Genomic DNA, 16261 nt, shown 5'->3' with positions numbered 1-16261 from the left:
CGACGAGGAGACAACAGGTGACAGGCGGCAACGGCCCTCGAGTCCTGGTCGACGCCACGGCGGTTCCGGCGGACCGTGGCGGGGTCGGGCGGTACGTCGACGGGCTGCTCCCGGCCCTCGGCCGAGCCGGCGCTGATCTGGCAGTCGTCTGCCAGCGGGCCGATGCGGAGCGTTACGGACGACTGGTGCCGAACGCGTCGGTGATCGCGGCTCCGGCGGCGGTGGCGCACCGCCCGGCGCGGCTGGCGTGGGAGCAGACCGGCCTGCCGCTGGTCGCCCAGCACGTCAACGCGGAGGTCGTGCACTCGCCGCACTACACGCAGCCGCTGCGGGTCTCCTGCCCGGTCGTGGTCACCGTGCACGACGCCACGTTCTTCACCGACCCGCGCCACTACGACAAGGGCAAGGGCGCGTTCTTCCGGTCGGCCACCCGCACCGCGATGCGCCGGGCGTCCCGGGTGATCGTGCCCAGCAAGGCCACCCGCGACGAGCTGATCCGCCTGCTGGACGCTGACCCGACGAAGCTCGACGTCGCCTACCACGGCGTCGACCCGCGGGTGTTCCACGTCCCCGACGACGCCGAGTGCGCCCGTGTGCGGGCCCGCCTGGGCATCGGGCAGGCCAGCTACGTGGCGTTCCTCGGGGCCCAGGAGCCGCGCAAGAACGTCCCGAACCTCATCCGCGGCTGGGCCCGGGCCTGCGCGCACCGGGAGGCGCCGCCGGCGCTGGTGATCGCCGGTGGCTCCGGCCACGACGAGGAGATCGACACCGCGATCGAGGAGATCCCGCCGCACCTGCGCCTGATCCGGCCGGGTTACCTGCGCTACGCCGACCTGCCCGGCTACCTGGGCGGCGCGATCATCGTGGCTTACCCGAGCCACGGTGAGGGCTTCGGCCTGCCGGTGCTCGAGGCGATGGCCTGCGGCGCCTGTGTGCTCACCACGCCGCGGCTGTCGCTGCCCGAGGTCGGCGGCGAGGCCGTGGCGTACACCGGGGAGGACGCCGACCAGATCGGCACCGACCTGGCCGCGTTGCTCGACGACCACGAGCGCCGGGCGCAACTCGGTGCGGCCGGCCGCGAGCGGTCGCTCGAGTTCTCCTGGGACGCCTCCGCGGAGGCCCACATCGCCAGCTTCACGAGAGCGGTTGCAGCGAGTTCATGAGCGTCGACGACCCCCTCCCGGAGGTTGCCTGATGAGCGGTGCGTTCTATCCAGTGATCCCTGCGGGGGGCAGCGGTACCCGGTTGTGGCCGCTGTCGCGGGCCGGGCACCCCAAGTTCCTCCACCAACTCACCGGCGGCGACCGGACGCTGATCCAGGAGACCGTCGACCGGCTCAAATACGTCTCGCTCCCCGGTGACACGTTCGTCGTCACCGGGGCCGCGCACGCCGCCGCGGTCGCCCGCCAGCTCCCCGAGGTGCCGGCGTCGAACATCGTCGTCGAGCCCGGTCCGCGTGAGTCCGGGCCGGCGATCGCGCTGGCCGCCGCGCTGATCCAGCGGCGCGACCCGGACGCCGTGATGGGCTCGTTCGCCGCGGACCACGTGGTTCGCGACGTCCGGACGTTCGTCACCACGGTCCGCACCGCGATCCGGACGGCGGCCGACGGCAAGCTGGTCTGCATCGGCATCACGCCGACCGGCCCCGAGGTCGGTTACGGCTACATCCGCTGCGGCGACCACCTGGCCACCGGCGCCCGCGCGGTCCTGGAGTTCAAGGAGAAGCCGTCGCTGGACGTCGCCGAGAGCTACCTCGCGTCCGGCGAGTACGTCTGGAACGCCGGCATGTTCGTCTGGCGGGTCGACGCGTTCCTCGGCGAGGTCCAGCGGCAGCTCCCCGAGCTGTACAGCGGCCTGATGAAGATCTGCGAATCCTGGGACCTGCCCCGCCGGGACGAGGTGCTGTCCGAGGTGTGGCCGCGCCTGCCGAAGATCTCGGTCGACCACGGGATCATGGAGGACGCCGCGGCGCGGGGTGGTGTCGCCGTCGTCCCGGCCGCGTTCGGCTGGAACGACCTGGGTGACTGGGACGGGCTCGCGGCCGTTCTGGAGCACGACGCCGAGGGCAACACGGTCGTCGGCACCGACGACCGGGTGATCATGATCGACACCAGCGGAGCGATGGTCGTCCCGAACTCGTCGCGGACGGTCGCGCTGCTCGGCATGCGCGACGTCGTCGTCGTGGACACCCCCGACGCGCTCCTGGTGTGCCCGCGCGACCGGGCCCAGGAGGTAAAGTCGCTGGTAGAGGCCTTGAAGAACAAAGGTGCGGGCAATCTCTGCTGAAGCGGTGCCGACTACTGCGCTCACCCGTGAGTGGAGTCCGCCGTACCCGCTGGACCTCCGGCGTTCGCTCGGGCACCTGGCCCGGGGCAAGGGTGACCCGACCCATCGCCTCGTCGACGGTGCGCTGTGGCGTACCGCGCCGACACCGGCGGGGCCGGGCACGATTCGGCTCCGCCGATCCGATCGCGTCGTCGCGGAGGCCTGGGGGCCGGGCGGCGAGTGGCTGCTCGAGCACCTCCCGCAACTGCTCTGCGTCGACGACGTGGTGGACGATTTCGCGGGCGTGCTGGACGCCGCCCCGCACCCGGTGCTGAGCGAGGCGTGGCGGCTGTGCGGGGGAGGCCTGCGGTTCCCGGCGACCCGGCTGCTGTTCGACCAGGTGTCGGTCGCGGTGCTGGAGCAGAAGGTCACCGGCATCGAGGCCCGGCGTTCCTGGCGTGAGCTGGTGTGGCGGTTCGGGTCGCCCGCGCCGGGGCCGGCGCCGAGCGGCCTGGCGGTGGCGCCGTATCCGGCCGACTGGCTGGCGATTCCCGACTGGGAGTGGCACAGGGCCGGCGTGGATCTGTCGCGGCGCCGGGCGATCCGGGCCGCGGCGACCGTGGCGGCCCGGTTGGACCAGCTGGTCGACCGGCCGGTCGCGGAGGCCGTGCGGGTGCTGTGCACGCTGCCGGGAATCGGGCCGTGGACGGCCGCGGAGGCGGTGCAGCGCGCGATGTCCGGCGCCGACGCGGTGAGCGTCGGCGACTACCACCTGCCGAACGTCGTCGGGTGGGCGCTGGTGGGCCGGAAGCTGGACGACGCCGGCATGCTCGAGGTGCTGGCCCCCTACGCGCCTCATCGGCAGCGGGCCATCCGCCTGGTGGAGGTGGGCCCCGCCGTCCGCCCCCCGAAACGCGGCCCCCGCTTCTCCCCCCGCGACTACCGCGCGTTCTAGGTCCGGTCCTGCGGCTCTCGCTCGCAACGGATCCGCCGGACGGGCTCCGGCCCGCGTCAGCGGGTCAGGAGGAAGGCGGAGGCGTCGCGCGCGGGGCGGTCGCGGGGCGGTTCGGCGGGGTAGCCGATCGCCACCGAGCCCATCGGGTGCCAGTCAGCGGGCAGGTCGAGCTCGGACCGGACCAGATCGGCGGCGAACATCGTCGAGGAGACCCAGCACGAGCCGATGCCTTCGGTGGCCAGCGCGACCAGGAAGTTCTGCACACCGGCGCCCATCGCCACCTGAAACATGGCCCGCTCGCTCGCCGCGCGGCGGGCGTCCGGGTAGGGGTGGGCGCCATCGAGCGCGAGCACCGGCACGACCAGCGCCGGAGCCTCCCAGAGCAGGTCGCCCCGCCGCAGCCGGCGCGCGATCGCGTCCTCGTCGAAGCCGTCCCCGCGCAGGTCGGAGGCCCAGGCTTCGCGCATCCCGGCCAGCAGGCGCTTCCGGACGTCGCCCGAAGCGACGTGGACGAAACGCCAGGGTGTGGTGTGGTGCGGTGCGGGCGCGGTGACCGCGGCGGCCACCGCGCGGGCGATCGCGTCGGCGGGCACCGGGTCGGGACCGAACACCCGGATCGAGCGACGCAGGGTCACGGCCTCGCGCTGGCCGAGCGCCCGCGCCTCGGCGGTACCGAGCGCGAACATGTCCTCCTCGAGGACGCGCACGAGGGCGGCCGCGCCGGGGCCGTCCTCGCCACCCACGTCGACGAGCGAGCGCACGCCCCGCACGACCGCCACCGGGACCCCGCCGGACTTGCCCTTCACGAGTTCGGCCGCGGCCGCGATCTGATCGGCGTCGGCCACCACGGTCATGGCCAGGTCGTTGCCGTGGTTGTCGGTCTGGCCGCGAAGGTCACGCAGGGGACGCAGCCCGGCGGCGCCGATCGCCACGTCCGCGACGCCGACGCGCCAGGGGCGGCCCATCGTGTCGCTGACGATCACGCCGACGTCGACGCCGAGAGCGTGCTTCAACCCGGCGCGCAGGGTGCGTGCCGAGGCGTCGGAGTCCTCCGGGAGCAGCGCGACGACGTCCTGGCCGACGTTCGACGTGTCGACGCCGGCCGAGGCCAGCACCAGGCCCTGCGGGGTGCGGACGATGCGGGTGCGACCGCGGGTGGCGACCACGGCCGTGGTTTGGCCGTCGATCGCGGCTTCCCGCGCGGCCTCCCGGTCGTCGCCGACCGGTAGCAGCCTGCCCTCCGCCTTGCTGACGATCTTGCTGGTCACCACGAGCACGTCGCCGTCGACCAGCCACGGCGCCGCCGTGCTGATCAGCGCGGCGAGATCGGTCCCGGGCCCGACCTCCGGAAGACCGGGAACAGGAAGGACTCGCACGTCCGCCGCCCGCGCACCCGCCCCGCCCTCGGGCGCGGCCGAAGCAGGCGGCCCGACCGGGACGGTCATCGGGGGAGCCCGGCGACGGCAGCGGCCTCGGCGACCATCTCGGCGGTGGTCGGCGGGTCGGTCATCCAGAGCGGCACCGCGCGGACGTCCGCGCCGAAGAGCACGGTGCCGGCGTCGGTGGTGTCGACGAGCCAGCCGTCGAGCAGGCCACCGTATGCCCGCGCCCCGTAGTGCGCGCCGACCCCGGCCGCGGAGATCTCCACCCCGACCACCGGCAGACACTTCTCCGCCATGCCCCGCACCGGCGCTCCACCGATGATCGGCGAGACCCCGACGATCTTCGCCGGCGCGGCGAGCAACGCCGCCCGGATGCCCGGCACGGCCAGGATCGTGTCGATGCTCACTACCGGGTTGCTCGGCGCGAACAGGATCAGGTCGGCGGCGGCGATCGCCTCCACCACCCCGGGCGCCGGCTTCGCATCCTCGATCCCCACCTGGACGAACTGGTCGGCCGCCAGGGCGGCCCGGTAGCGCACCCACCACTCCTGGAAGTGCACGGCCCGCCGCCGCACCCCGGCGCCCTCGAGTTCCTCGGCCAGCACGACGTGCGTCTCGACCCGGTCGTCGCTCATCGGCAGCAGCCGCACGCCGGGCTTCCAGCGGGCGCACAGCGCCTCGGTGACCGCCGAAAGCGGATACCCGGCGTCGAGCATCCGGGTCCGGACCAGGTGCGTCGCGATGTCCCGGTCGCCGAGCCCGAACCAGGTCGGCTCCGCGCCGTACTCGGCGAGTTCGTCCTTCACCGCCCAGGTCTCGCCGACCCGCCCCCACCCGCGTTCCTCGTCGTGCCCGCCACCGAGCGTGTACATCACGCTGTCGAGGTCGGTGCAGATCCGCAGGCCGTGCAGCGTGACGTCGTCAGACGTGTTCACGATCGCGGTGATCTCGGGCTGGTCGTCCCGCTGACCCGCCCATTCCCGGACGCCCTGGAGGAAACGAGCCCCGCCGATGCCACCGGCCAGTACGACAATGCGCATTCTCCCATCGTTGCGCACGCCACCGGCAACGGTTGCCCGGGGCGTTCGCTCGCACCTTTCGGCAGTGTTGTGCCAGGCTGGCGGCTGAACCGATATGCGGAGAACATGGCGTCGAAGGAGAAGACCGTGTCGTCCACCGAGGCCCAAACGCCTGTCCAGGCCGTCGTCGAGCGGTTAAGAGGACCGGCAGCGGTGCTGCTCCTGGCGGTCAACGGCGTCCTGTTGCTCGTCGGGTTGCTGGCGATCGCGACGTCGTCGCTCGACCTCAGCGACGCGCTGGCCGCCTCGCGCGGGTCGTTCCTGGGGTTGACCCAGGTCGTGCTGCCCGCCGTCGCGGTGCTGCTGGTCGCCGTCGTGCGCCCCACCAAGGACAAGCTCGTTCCGCTGGTCAGCATGATCGCCCTGGCCGAGCTGGCCTTCTCGGCCCTGCTCGGGCTGATCACGAGCGCCAGCATCTTCGGCGCCTCGTACTCCACGGCCGGCTCGAAGTTCGCGTCGTTCCTCGAGGGGCTCGCGTGGATCGCCTTGACGGCGGCGGTCGCGTTCTTCGCCCTGCAGGTGATGATGGCGGCGCGCGGCGCGGCGGCTCCGGCCGGTGCGCAGGGTGGCTACGGCGCCTACCCGGGCGCCCAGGGGCAGGGGTACGACACCGGGGCTCGCCCGGCGGCTCCCTACGGTGGCCAGGCCGGCTACCCGGGCCAGGCTCAGCCCGGTCAGGCCCAACCGGGTCAGGAGTGGCCCGGTCAGCAGCAGAACCAGCCCGGTCAGGACTGGCCCGGTCAGCAGCCGGCGCAGCAGCCCGGCCAGGACTGGGGCCAGCCGGTTCCCTCCGGCCAGCCCACCCAGGCCTGGAACGCCCAGCCGTCCTGGCCCGGACAGCAGCCCGGCCAGCCCCAGCCCGGGCAGCCCCAGCCCGGGCAGTGGCCGAGCCAGGCCCCGACGTCCGGTCAGCCCGCCTCGTACGCCCAGCCCAGCTCGGGTGTGCCCTACGGCCAGCCCAGCTCCGGCGTGCCCTACGGCCAGCAGCCCAGCTCGGGCGTCCCGTACGGCTACCAGGGTCAGCAGCCGGGCTACGGCTCCGCCCACCAGGCCGCGCCCACCAGCGGATTCCCGCAGCCGACGAGCGGTTACCCGGCCCCGAACAGCCAGGAGACGAACATCGTCAACGTGAACGACCTGCTGCCGCCGGACCAGCAGCAGCACCGCGGCCCCCGGCACGGGGAGTAACCCGCACCACAATCGCCCCTCGGTCAACCGGGCTCGCGGCGGCATATGGTGGCCGACATGGTCGAGGTCACGCGCCCGAACGTCCCTTCCAGTAGCCCGGACGACCGAGGACTGAAACGCGCGCTGCGGCGTGCCCGGGACGGCGTGAGCCTCGACCCGGGCGAAGCCGCCACGCTGCTGCGTGCCCGCGGGGACCAGCTGGACGAGCTCCTGACGATCGCGTCCCGGGTGCGTGACGCTGGGCTCGTCGACGCCGGCCGCCCGGGGATTGTCACCTACTCCCGCAAAGTGTTCATCCCGGTCACCCGGCTGTGCCGGGACCGGTGCCACTACTGCACGTTCGCGACCGTGCCGCACAAGGTGCCGCACACGTTCCTCGATCGGGACGAGGTCGTCGCGATCGCGAAGGCCGGCGCGGAGCAGGGCTGCAAGGAGGCCCTGTTCACGCTCGGCGACCGCCCCGAGGAGCGGTGGCCGGCGGCCCGGGAGTGGCTGGATTCGCGCGGTTACGCGTCCACCCTGGATTACGTCCGGGCCTGCGCGATCGCCGTGCTCGAAGAGACCGGGCTGCTGCCGCACCTCAACCCCGGCGTGATGAGCTGGGCCGAGTTGCAGCGGCTCAAGCCAGTCGCGCCCAGCATGGGCATGATGCTCGAGACCACGGCGACGCGGCTGTGGAGCGAGCCGGGCGGCCCGCACTACGGCTCGCCCGACAAGGAGCCGGCCGTCCGGCTGCGCGCGCTCACCGACGCCGGCCGGGTCGGAGTCCCGTTCACGACCGGGATCCTGGTCGGGATCGGCGAGACGCACGAGGAGCGGGCCGAGTCGCTGTTCGCGATCCGGGCGTCGGCCCGCGAGTACGGGCACATCCAGGAAGTCATCATCCAGAACTTCCGGGCCAAGCCCGACACCGCGATGCGCAACGAGCCCGACGCGGACTTCGACGACTTCCTGGCCACCGTGGCCACCGCCCGGCTCGTGCTCGGCCCGAAGATGCGCCTGCAGGCCCCGCCGAACCTGCTCGACGACCTGCACACCCTGCAGGCGAAGGGCACCGAGGACGAGTACTCGCTGCTGCTGCGCGCCGGCATCGACGACTGGGGCGGCGTCTCGCCGGTGACCCCGGACCACGTGAACCCCGAGCGCCCATGGCCGCAGATCGAGGAGCTCGCCCGGCGCACCAGGAACGCCGGGTTCGAGCTGAAAGAGCGGCTCACCGCCTACCCGAAGTACGCGCTCGCGGGCGAGCCGTGGATCGACCCCCGGGTCGGGGGCCACCTGCACGCGCTGATGGACCCCGAGACCGGGCTCGCGAACGAGAAGGCGATGCCGGTGGGACGGCCCTGGCAGGAGCCGGATCCCGCGCTGCTGGAGACGATGGGCCGGGCCGACCTGGGCACCACGATCGACACGACCGGCCGCACCGAGGACCGGCGTACCGACTTCTCCACGGTCTACGGCGACTGGGAAGCCGTCGCGGAGCACGTCGAGACCCCGCTCGTCGCCGCCCCCGAACGGCTCGCGGCCGACGTCCGCAGAGGCTTGGACATCGCGGCCACGAACCCGGCCGCACTGCTCGACGAGGCGAACACCGACGCGGCGCTGGCGCTCTTCGCGGCCGAGGGCGCAGCCCTCGAGACCCTGACGAAGCTCGCCGACGACCTGCGTAAGGAGGTCAACGGCGACGCGATCACCTACGTGGTGAACCGGAACATCAACTTCACGAACGTCTGTTACGTCGGGTGCCGCTTCTGCGCGTTCGCCCAGCGGCGTACCGACGCCGACGCCTACCGGCTGTCCAACACCGAGGTGGCCGACCGGGCCGCGGAGGCCTGGGCGCTCGGCGCCACCGAGGTCTGCATGCAGGGCGGCATCGACCCGGAGCTGTCCGGACGGGGCTACGCCGACCTGGTGCGTGCGGTCAAGGAGAAGGTCCCGGGCATGCACGTGCACGCGTTCTCGCCGATGGAGATCGCGACCGCGAGCGCCAAGGCGAACATGTCGGTGCACGACTGGCTGGTGATGATGAAGGAGGCCGGGCTCGACACGATCCCCGGCACCGCGGCCGAGATCCTCGACGACGAGGTCCGGTGGGTGCTCACCAAGGGCAAGCTGCCTGCGGCCGAGTGGATCGAGATCGTGTCCACCGCCCACAAGCTGGGCATCCGCTCGTCGTCGACGATGATGTACGGGCACGTCGACCACTCGGGGCACTGGCTCGGCCACTACCGCACGCTGGCCCGGATCCAGGACGAGACCGGCGGTTTCACCGAGTTCGTCCCGCTGCCGTTCGTGCACCACAACGCCCCGATCTACCTGGCCGGCATCGCCCGCCCGGGGCCCACGAACGCGCAGAACCGGGCCGTTCACGCGCTCGCGCGGCTGGCCTTCCACGGGCGGATCGACCACATCCAGTGCTCCTGGGTGAAGCTCGGCGACAACGGGTCCGTGCAGATCCTCAACGGCGGCTCCGACGACGTCGGCGGCACGCTGATGGAGGAGACGATCAGCCGCATGGCCGGCTCGGAGAACGGCAGCGAACGCAGCGTCGAGGAACTCACCGCGATGGCGGCGGCCGCCGGACGCCCGGTCCGGCAGCGCACCACCACCTACGGCGAGGTCCCGTCCCGCCCGACGCTCACGCTCGCGTAAGCCGCCGCAGGAGGCCCCGGATCTCCTCGACGAGGAGATCCGGGGCCTCCACGCTGGTGTCGCGCGGCCCGCGACGGCTGAGCCGCCCGGCGGTCAGGGCTGGGCGGCCACCGGCGGGCGGAGCGGGAGCCGGGCGGTGGCGGTGGTGCCCTGCTCGCCCCGGGAGCGCAGCTCCAGCGTGCCGCCGTGTCTGGCCAGCACCGTGGTCGCGATCGCCAGGCCGAGGCCGGTGCCGCGGATCTTCCGCTCGGTGCTGCGGCTTCCCCGGCGCAGGCGGCGGGTCACCAGCTCGAGCTCGTTGTCCGGGATGCCGATCCCGCTGTCGGTGACCGTCAGCGCGAGCGCGTGGCCGGACAGGTCGAGCGACACCTCCACGTCCCCGCCTTCGGGGCTGTAGCGGACCGCGTTGTCGATCAGGTGGTCGACCGCCTGCCGGAGACGCTCGGGGTCGGCGACCAGCGGAGCGTCGGTCGGCAGCTCGGCGTGGAGGCGTACGCCCTGTTCGTCGGCGAGGTCCCGGTAGCCGTCGAGGGCCTCCCGGACGATCGTCGCGAAGTCGGTCGGCACCAGCTCCAGCATCGTGTGACCGGAGTCGAGCGCCGCCAGGTCCAGCAGGTTCTCCACGATCGCCAGCAGCAGGCGCGTGTTGCGCTCGACGACCTCCAGCATCGGGCGGACGCCCCCCAGCGGCTCGTCGTCCTCGGACTCGTGCAGCAGTTCGGTGTACGCGGCGATCGACGTCAGCGGCGTCCGCAGCTCGTGGCCGACGAGCGCGATGTACTCCTCCTCCGAGCGGGCCAGCCGGGCCGCGTACCCCTCGGCGCGTCGACGTTCGAGGGACTGCCCGATCTGCGCGGCGATGCCGAGCAGCACCGCGATCAGCGAGCTCTCCGGCTCCTCGGCGTGGGCGGAGAAGAACGCGAGGACGCCTATCGTCTTCTCGCCGCCCCGTACCGGCACGGCCAGCGCCGCGTGCAGCCCGCAGCCGGCCGCGACCGGGTCGGCGAGCGGGCCGGACGCGATGTCGGGCACCCAGACCGGGTTCCCGCTCTTCCAGACGCTGCCGGTCAGCCCGGCGCCGGTGTCGACGTGGTCGGGCATGCGCGGGATCGGCGCCCGCCCCGGCTGGTCCCAGCGGGCCACCGGGGCCAGTGCGCCGGACAGGTCGTCGGCGAGCCAGAGCTCGGCGTGCGGCCAGTGCAGGCACTCGCCGATCGCGGCGAGCACGTTCCCGCCGGCCTCGGACAGATCGCTGCTGTCGACGAGCGCCTGCGCCGCGGCCAGCTCGCAGGCCTGGAGTTGCTCGGCGCGGCGGCGCTGGGTGATGTCCTCGGCGGTGATCACCGCTCCGACCCGGTCGCCGACGACGTCGACCACCGGCTGGCCGTTGATCGAGAGCACCCGCGGACGCCGGCCCGGCGCGAGCACCAGCACGTCGACGTCGCGCAGGCGTTCCCCGCGCAGCGCACGGCGCAGCGGTACCTCGTCGGCGGTGAACAGCCGGCGGTCGGGGTGGAACAGGTGCAGCGCGCCCGGCCAGTCGTCGGGTTCGACGTCGGTGCGGTCGCCGTCCTCGACGCCGAGCATGTTCCGCAGCGCCTGGTTGAACACGATCAGCCGGCCGTTGCGGTCGCAGGCGGCGACACCGGTCTGCAGGCTGGTGAGCAGTCCGTCGGTGAACGAGTGGATCTCGTCCAGGCCGTCGGTGGTGAGTTCGGCGATCGTGTCGGGGACCGGGACGGACCGGCGTTCCCGGTCGATCTCGCCCGCGAGCCCGGCCGTCAACAGCTGCGCCGCGTCGTCGATCACGGTCAGCTGCCGCGCCGACCACTCCCGTGGCAGGTGGTCGCCGATCGCGAGCACACCGACGACCAGATCCTCCGCGTCCCGGATCGGGAAACCGACGTACGCGCCCAGGCCGTGCTTGCGTACCGCAGCGGTCTCGGCGAACCGCCGGTCCTGGGTGGCGTCGCTGACGATGATCGGGATCCCGGCCGCGACCACGGCCTCGCACAGCGACCGTTCGGCGGCGATCTCCGCCGGGCCCGCTCCGGTGCGCCCGGCGCCGAACGACCCCAGGACGAACTGACGCTGGACGTGGACGAGCGAGATGAGCGCGTTCGGCGCTCCGCAGGCCTCGGCCACGAGCCGCGCGAGCTGGTCGGCGAGGCAGCGCGACGCCAGTGCGTGCGCGCGTTCGACGGCCGCGATGCGATCGGGTGCGCCCAGCACCGAGTCTCGGCTGGGCCAATACCCGCTCATCGGACGTTCCACCCCGGCACCCCCCATGCTGGTGATACACGCACAATAAGCCCTGTATGTCGGTTTTGGTTAACAACCTTCGCGGTTGGTGCTCTCGGTGCGCGCAGAGGCCTGGGAAATGCGAAGAGGGCTGTTCCCGCTGGGCGGGGGTTCGACCCTTTTTGCCGGGGTGGGTTCCCTCACCCGGGCTGACACATGATAAAAATGCACATATCGGATCAAAATGTCTCTTGACGGGACCGGCATTACACGCGTGTAATTCCCAATGGGGATAGTCAATATCGCCTTCCACAGGGGGTTCGACGCGCCAGCCGCGCGGCCGGCGTACGAGTGGAGGAGGCAGGGAAGTGGCCGCAGAAGTGATCACCGATCTCGTGACCGGTGACGCACCTGAGTGGCAGGATCGCGCGCTCTGCGCGCAGACGGACCCGGAAGCGTTCTTTCCGGAGAAGGGCGGTTCGACCCGCGAGGCCAAGCGCATCTGTACCGGGTGCGAGGTCAAGGCGGAGTGCTTGGAGTACGCGCTGGCGCACGACGAACGCTTCGGGATCTGGGGCGGTCTCTCGGAGCGCGAACGGCGCAAGTTGAAGAAGCGGGTCATCTGACCACACCCGACGGTCCCTCGTGCGACTGACCGGGGTGGGTAGGTCGCCGATCGATTGTCCACCTTGACTTGCAGCGGCGGACGGGCTCAGCCCGTCCGCCGCTCACATGTGGACAGTCCCCACCAGAGCGACGCCGGCCGCCAGCACGACGGCCACGAGGACGCCGACGCGCGCCGGTGTGGGGCGGACGTGTCTCCCGAGACCGGCGGACGCGGCGGCGTCGATCGCCGCGCCGAGCACGATCGCCGCGGCCGGGAGCGCGAACAGCAGGAGCGGGGTCCTGGCCGGTCCGGCCACTGCGGCCACGACCGCGCAGCCCAGCACCACCAGCGCGAACGGCCGCAGCCAGCGCACGAGGGTTCCGGCCGCCGCACCCACCACGACCACCCCGCCGACGATCAGGTCGACCGCGACCGGGGCGATGTCCGGAGCGGGCTGGTGGAACCCGAAGCCGTCGCCGGTGACGACCGCGAACAGGCCCGCCGCGAGCACGCTCAGCGTGGCCACGCCGGCGATCCGGGTCGCGACCGGCCAGCCGGCCCCGAGGTCACGGTCGGCCAGCAGCACCGCGACGGCCAGAACCGCGATGGGGACGACGAGCGGCGCGGTCGCCAACGCGATCAGCAGGCACAGCGCCGCCGCCACCAGCGCCGGACGCCGCCGCGTCCGCGTGCTCGCGAGCAGCGCGGCGGCCAGCAGCCAGGCGACGGCCAGGTTGATCGGCACGACCAGGCGGTGACCGGCCATCGCCCACGGCAGTGCGGCGGTGACGACCGTCGCCACCGCGAGGGCGGGCAGGCTGAGCCCGACGCGTCGCGCCAGCCCGCCGGTGCACAGGACGGTGGCGACGGCCGCCATCACCATCAGCGCCCGGGCCGCGGTGAGCGCGCTGGGGAAGTCCCAGACGGCGTTCCAGGCCGCGATCTGCAGCGCCGCCGCGGTGTCGGCGCCCGCCCCGAGCGACTCCGCCGACCGGAGCAGCGACAACTCGGCCGCGCCGGGCGGTGGGTCGGTCAGCGGCCCGGCGCGCCACGCACCGGCGTACGCCAACCCCGCCGACCCGAGCACGATCACCGGGCCCGGCCACCGGCGCGGAGCGCTCCGCGGTGCGAGCACCGGGAGCCGGTTGCCCCGGCGGGCGATCTCGTGCCGGCCGCGATAGCTCGTCGGCGCGGAGGTCATCGCGGTCTCCCCGAAACGTGAATACGAATCGGGTTCAATGATCCGCCCCGCAGGGCCTTCGTGGGCCCGGATGTCCATCAAGAGGGCCGTTCGGGGGCGCGAACGAGCCGATCAGTGACCGGGCGGGTCCACGTCGTCCGGGTCGAGGCCGAGCAGGTTCGCCACCTGTTCGACGACGACGTCGTGCACCAGGTCGGCGAGGTCCTCGCGGTCGTAGGCGCGGGCCTCCAGCGGCCGCCGGTAGACGACGATGCGCGGGGGAGTGCTGCGCCCCCGCCCGCCGTCGCGACCCGGCAGCAGACGCGCCAGCGGCACGTTGCCGTCCTCCAGCACGTCCGAGTCGTAGGACGGCAACTCCGGCGGGACGTCCTCGACGGCGAACTCGACGTCGCGCAACTGGGTGGACCAGCGCGGCTCGAGGTGCTCGACGGCGTCAAGCACGAGGTCGTCGAAGATCTGCGCGCGGCTGCGCGAGAGCGGAACGGTGGCGGGAACCAGCCGCCCGCGCATGCCTCGGCCGCGCCGATCACGGCGGGACGCGCCGGGTCGGCGCCGGTGCTCGGCGGCAGAGGGCATGACAGAAGGATAGTGCCCGCCGGAGGGCCGTGCGCCGGGCGTTTCACCCCGCTTGATCCACGACACACCCGCCACGCCGGAGCCGACCGTTGGCGCAGGAGCCCGCCGCCCGATACCGTTCCGCCGTGAGGTCTCACCGGCGCTGCTCAAAGAACGGCTGTTCCCAGCCTGCGGTGGCGACGCTGACCTACGTGTACGCGGAGTCCACTGCGGTCATCGGTCCACTCGCCGTATCGCACGAACCGCATACCTACGACCTCTGCGAAGGCCACGCCGAGCGCCTCACCGCGCCGAAGGGCTGGGACCTGGTGCGGGCCGAGGGCGACTGGGCGGCTCCGCCGCCGAGCAGCGACGACCTGGCCGCCCTGGCCGACGCCGTGCGCGAGGCCGCCCGCCCGGCCACCGCCGAGGCCCCGGCCAAGGACGGCTCGTCGCAGGTCGGCCGTCGTGGGCACTTGCGCGCTCTGCCGAATCCCCGTTGAGGCGGCCCGACTAGGCTCGCGAGCATCGCACCGCATCGTAAGGAGCGCGCTCTGTGTCCTCGCATGACCTGTCCGGCCTGGTCAAGGCGTACGACGTCCGAGGCGTGGTACCCGAGCAGTTCGACGAAACCGTCGCGCGGGCCCTGGGTGCCGCGTTCGGGCAGCTCGTCGGCGGTGAGGGCGCTACCGCCGTCGTCACCGCGCACGACATGCGCGAGAGCTCGGTCCCGCTCTCCCGGGCGTTCGCCGAGGGGGTGCTGAGCCAGGGTCTCTCGGTCGTCGAGGCCGGCCTGGGCTCCACCGACCTGCTGTACTTCGCCGCCGGGCACCTGAACCTGCCCGGCGCGATGTTCACCGCGAGCCACAATCCGGCGCAGTACAACGGGATCAAGCTCTGCCGGGCCGGTGCGACGCCGATCGGGCAGGCGTCCGGGCTGACGACGATCCGGTCGGAGGCCGAGAAGTTCCTCGACGAGGGCATCACCCCGGCCGGAGCGGTCGGCGAGATCAGCCGCGTCGACCTGCTCGGCGAGTACGCGAAGTACCTGCGCTCGCTGGTCGACCTGAGCGGCGTCCGCCCGTTGAAGGTCGTCGTCGACGCCGGCAACGGCATGGGCGGCTACACCGTGCCGGTCGTCCTCGGTGAGGGCCTGCCGCTGGAGATCGTCCCGCTCTACTTCGAGCTCGACGGCGATTTCCCCAACCACGAGGCCAACCCGCTGGACCCGGCGAACCTCGTCGACCTGCAGAAGGCCGTCGTCGAGCACAAGGCCGACATCGGGCTCGCGTTCGACGGCGACGCCGACCGCTGCTTCGTCGTCGACGAACGGGGCGAACCGGTGAGCCCGAGCGCGATCACCGGGCTGGTCGCGGTTCGCGAGCTGGCCAAACACCCCGGCGCGACGATCATCCACAACCTGATCACGTCGCGCGCCGTCCCCGAGATCGTGCGCGAGCACGGCGGGAACCCGGTGCGCACCCGCGTCGGCCACTCGTTCATCAAGGCGCAGATGGCCGAGAGCGACGCGGTCTTCGGCGGCGAGCACTCCGCCCACTACTACTTCCGCGACTTCTGGCGCGCCGACACCGGGATGCTGGCGGCGATGCACGTGCTCGCCGCGCTCGGTTCGGACACGGCTCCGCTCTCGGCCATCGGCGCCGAGTACGAGCGGTACGCGGCGTCCGGTGAGATCAACTCGGTCGTGGCCGACCAGGCCGCGGCCACGCGGAAGGTCCTGGCGGCGTTCCCCGGCACCGAAGTGGACGAATTGGACGGAACCACCGTCAGTCTTCCGGACGGCGCATGGTTCAACCTGCGGGCGTCCAACACCGAGCCGCTGCTCCGCCTCAACGTCGAGGCGGCCACGCCGGAGCGGATGACCGAGGTCCGCGACCAGGTACTCGCGCTTGTCCGCTCAACCCAGGAGAAATCGTGACATCCGATACCGCTCTCATAGAGCTCTTGGACATCCTGGCCTGCCCCAGCGACGACCACGCACCGCTGCGGCTGGACGAGGAGACGGGCGAGCTGGCCTGCACGGTCTGCGACCGGTCGTACCCGGTCCGGGACGGCATTCCCGTGCTCTTGCTCGACGAGGCCCGCCACCGGGGTGACGCCAAGTGACCGCGCAGA

The 16261-nt window shown here is 72.6% G+C and carries 14 protein-coding genes; 9 read left to right on the top strand and 5 right to left on the bottom strand.

Going from position 1 to position 16261, the window contains the following annotated elements; all coding sequences use genetic code 11:
• Positions 1-17: 17 nt before the first annotated feature.
• From CRYAR_RS36460 to CRYAR_RS36450, 3 genes are read left to right on the top strand one after another with little or no spacing between them, the layout of a single operon-like run.
• Complete coding sequence (locus tag CRYAR_RS36460) at positions 18-1163, top strand: glycosyltransferase family 4 protein (RefSeq protein WP_035857748.1); 1146 nt, start codon at positions 18-20, stop codon at positions 1161-1163.
• Positions 1164-1194: 31 nt separating this feature from the next.
• Complete coding sequence (locus CRYAR_RS36455; protein ID WP_035857747.1) at positions 1195-2286, top strand: mannose-1-phosphate guanylyltransferase; 1092 nt, start codon at positions 1195-1197, stop codon at positions 2284-2286.
• A gap of 4 nt (positions 2287-2290) precedes the next feature.
• Entirely contained in the window at positions 2291-3220 is a 930-nt protein-coding gene (locus CRYAR_RS36450) for a DNA-3-methyladenine glycosylase family protein (RefSeq protein WP_035857746.1), read from the top strand.
• 56 nt (positions 3221-3276) lie between these two features.
• Here CRYAR_RS36450 and CRYAR_RS36445 read toward each other — a convergent pair whose 3' ends face one another.
• Positions 3277-4665: a coenzyme F420-0:L-glutamate ligase gene (locus tag CRYAR_RS36445; RefSeq protein WP_035857745.1), complete on the bottom strand. Its 1389-nt coding sequence runs from the start codon at positions 4663-4665 to the stop codon at positions 3277-3279.
• Positions 4662-5642: a 2-phospho-L-lactate transferase gene (gene cofD / locus CRYAR_RS36440; protein ID WP_035857744.1), complete on the bottom strand. Its 981-nt coding sequence runs from the start codon at positions 5640-5642 to the stop codon at positions 4662-4664. The genes CRYAR_RS36445 and cofD overlap by 4 nt, the downstream gene beginning before the upstream one ends.
• A gap of 105 nt (positions 5643-5747) precedes the next feature.
• Between cofD and CRYAR_RS36435 the strand changes: the two genes are divergently transcribed.
• Positions 5748-6869 (top strand): hypothetical protein, encoded by a 1122-nt coding sequence (locus CRYAR_RS36435; RefSeq protein WP_035857743.1) that lies wholly within the window; start codon positions 5748-5750, stop codon positions 6867-6869.
• 57 nt (positions 6870-6926) lie between these two features.
• Positions 6927-9521: a bifunctional FO biosynthesis protein CofGH gene (locus tag CRYAR_RS36430; RefSeq protein ID WP_035869239.1), complete on the top strand. Its 2595-nt coding sequence runs from the start codon at positions 6927-6929 to the stop codon at positions 9519-9521.
• 93 nt (positions 9522-9614) lie between these two features.
• Here the strand turns inward: CRYAR_RS36430 and CRYAR_RS36425 are convergent, their stop codons facing one another.
• A complete protein-coding gene (locus tag CRYAR_RS36425; RefSeq protein WP_169745135.1) occupies positions 9615-11783 on the bottom strand; it encodes an ATP-binding protein in 2169 nt (722 codons plus the stop codon).
• A gap of 347 nt (positions 11784-12130) precedes the next feature.
• Between CRYAR_RS36425 and CRYAR_RS36420 the strand changes: the two genes are divergently transcribed.
• A complete protein-coding gene (locus tag CRYAR_RS36420; protein ID WP_035857741.1) occupies positions 12131-12388 on the top strand; it encodes a WhiB family transcriptional regulator in 258 nt (85 codons plus the stop codon).
• Positions 12389-12490: 102 nt separating this feature from the next.
• Here CRYAR_RS36420 and CRYAR_RS36415 read toward each other — a convergent pair whose 3' ends face one another.
• Both CRYAR_RS36415 and CRYAR_RS36410 read right to left on the bottom strand, forming a co-directional pair.
• Positions 12491-13570: a hypothetical protein gene (locus CRYAR_RS36415; protein ID WP_035857740.1), complete on the bottom strand. Its 1080-nt coding sequence runs from the start codon at positions 13568-13570 to the stop codon at positions 12491-12493.
• Between the two features lie 111 nt (positions 13571-13681).
• A complete protein-coding gene (locus CRYAR_RS36410) occupies positions 13682-14146 on the bottom strand; it encodes a metallopeptidase family protein (protein WP_035857739.1) in 465 nt (154 codons plus the stop codon).
• Positions 14147-14271: 125 nt separating this feature from the next.
• Here CRYAR_RS36410 and CRYAR_RS36405 point away from each other — a divergent pair, with 125 nt between their 5' ends.
• The 3 genes from CRYAR_RS36405 to CRYAR_RS36395 are packed head-to-tail and all read left to right on the top strand — an operon-like array spanning position 14272 to position 16252.
• Positions 14272-14628, top strand: a complete 357-nt coding sequence (locus CRYAR_RS36405; protein ID WP_035857738.1) for a DUF3499 domain-containing protein — start codon at positions 14272-14274, stop codon at positions 14626-14628.
• Between the two features lie 53 nt (positions 14629-14681).
• Complete coding sequence (locus tag CRYAR_RS36400) at positions 14682-16064, top strand: phosphomannomutase/phosphoglucomutase (protein ID WP_035857737.1); 1383 nt, start codon at positions 14682-14684, stop codon at positions 16062-16064.
• Complete coding sequence (locus CRYAR_RS36395) at positions 16061-16252, top strand: Trm112 family protein (protein ID WP_035857736.1); 192 nt, start codon at positions 16061-16063, stop codon at positions 16250-16252. The genes CRYAR_RS36400 and CRYAR_RS36395 overlap by 4 nt, the downstream gene beginning before the upstream one ends.
• Positions 16253-16261 lie beyond the last annotated feature (9 nt).

This window comes from Cryptosporangium arvum DSM 44712 (assembly GCF_000585375.1).
GTDB classification, from domain to species: Bacteria; Actinomycetota; Actinomycetes; order Mycobacteriales; family Cryptosporangiaceae; genus Cryptosporangium; species Cryptosporangium arvum.
The sequence above is the reverse complement of the archived record's forward strand: the minus strand, read 5'-3'. Positions and strand labels throughout refer to the sequence as shown.

Bases quoted from the DNA above. Each gene is read 5' to 3' on its own strand.
- CRYAR_RS36410 (WP_035857739.1), bottom strand. From the start codon at position 14,146: ATGCCCTCTGCCGCCGAGCACCGGCGCCGACCCGGCGCGTCCCGCCGT.
- CRYAR_RS36425 (WP_169745135.1), bottom strand. From the start codon at position 11,783: ATGAGCGGGTATTGGCCCAGCCGAGACTCGGTGCTGGGCGCACCCGAT.
- CRYAR_RS36455 (WP_035857747.1), top strand. From the start codon at position 1,195: ATGAGCGGTGCGTTCTATCCAGTGATCCCTGCGGGGGGCAGCGGTACC.
- CRYAR_RS36445 (WP_035857745.1), bottom strand. From the start codon at position 4,665: ATGACCGTCCCGGTCGGGCCGCCTGCTTCGGCCGCGCCCGAGGGCGGG.
- CRYAR_RS36415 (WP_035857740.1), bottom strand. From the start codon at position 13,570: ATGACCTCCGCGCCGACGAGCTATCGCGGCCGGCACGAGATCGCCCGC.
- cofD (WP_035857744.1), bottom strand. From the start codon at position 5,642: ATGCGCATTGTCGTACTGGCCGGTGGCATCGGCGGGGCTCGTTTCCTC.
- CRYAR_RS36435 (WP_035857743.1), top strand. From the start codon at position 5,748: ATGGCGTCGAAGGAGAAGACCGTGTCGTCCACCGAGGCCCAAACGCCT.
- CRYAR_RS36430 (WP_035869239.1), top strand. From the start codon at position 6,927: ATGGTCGAGGTCACGCGCCCGAACGTCCCTTCCAGTAGCCCGGACGAC.